Annotated in this window: 1 pseudogene; it reads right to left on the bottom strand. The window is 40.7% G+C overall.

Annotated features, from left to right (window positions below):
• Nucleotides 1–469 (bottom strand): annotated as a pseudogene (locus CVN76_RS01955) (hypothetical protein); the annotation flags it as partial.

The following is a 469-nucleotide window of genomic DNA, read 5'->3' as shown; positions in this document are numbered from 1 at the left end:
TCTGATGATCTGAATGTCCTCAGGATAGCGGGTTATCTCATCATCTTCCTCAGGAAGATTAGTAATCGCAAAGAATAGTCTTGATTTCGCTAAATGAGGCTGTTTACTTTCAGTGATTGGGTACAGGTGCTCTAGATTCCTTTCTGTCAATTCCCAATAGGTCATTTCTGCACTCTCGATATGGTCTGCACATGCTGCTATTGTGTCTTCATCATACGGGAGATTTTTTCCCGCACAAACAAGCAAGGCTTGCGTCTTAATCACCGGATCGATGAACTCCAATGCTTGCTTTAGCTCGAGACCAATTTCCGGTGAATAATAATATTGCATTAAGCCAATGAACAGCTTCATCCTGTTGCGGACAACAAAGTAGCTGTCTTTCCATGCAGTATAAACAAACTTTGTTGAATATTCTTGATCAAACTTCAAGTATTCTTGTTTCTCAGTTCGATAGTCTTTAAGCAGGGAG

The sequence above is a fragment of the Bacillus sp. mrc49 genome, from assembly GCF_002803435.1.
Note: the sequence above shows the minus strand (reverse complement) of the source record. Positions and strands in the feature narration are given on the sequence as shown.